At 51.7% G+C, this 360-nt stretch carries 1 pseudogene; it reads right to left on the reverse strand.

What is annotated here, in order from left to right:
• A pseudogene (locus ACQ4MZ_RS31630) lies at positions 1-360 on the reverse strand (hypothetical protein); the annotation flags it as partial.

Genomic DNA, 360 nt, shown 5'->3' on the forward strand with positions numbered 1-360 from the left:
GGGGGCGCTTACTTCCAGCACTTTATTGATCAACGTATTATAGGCCGCCTTGAAATTGTTCAGCTCCACCTCCGAGTTCAGCACATTTTCCCCCAACCGGATAATGACCAGGTCAGGTTTCCAGGACGATGACCCAAAGCTATTGGCTATACGGTTTTGAAGATCTGTAAAATTGTAGGTAACCCATCCCGCAGGACTACTGACATAATCCCTTTCAAAGGGGGCTTCCCACAAGGGTAAAACTTGCGCGTTAGGATCAAGCTGCTTGAAGCGGGATTCCAAGATATGCGCGAAGTCTTTTGCCTGCGTCGAGGACGCTCGCCCCCAGCCTCCCGCTGCACTCAGGGCAGGTGATTGCCA

It is taken from the genome of Dyadobacter sp. BHUBP1 (genome assembly GCF_050587785.1).
Taxonomy (GTDB): Bacteria; Bacteroidota; Bacteroidia; order Cytophagales; family Spirosomataceae; genus Dyadobacter.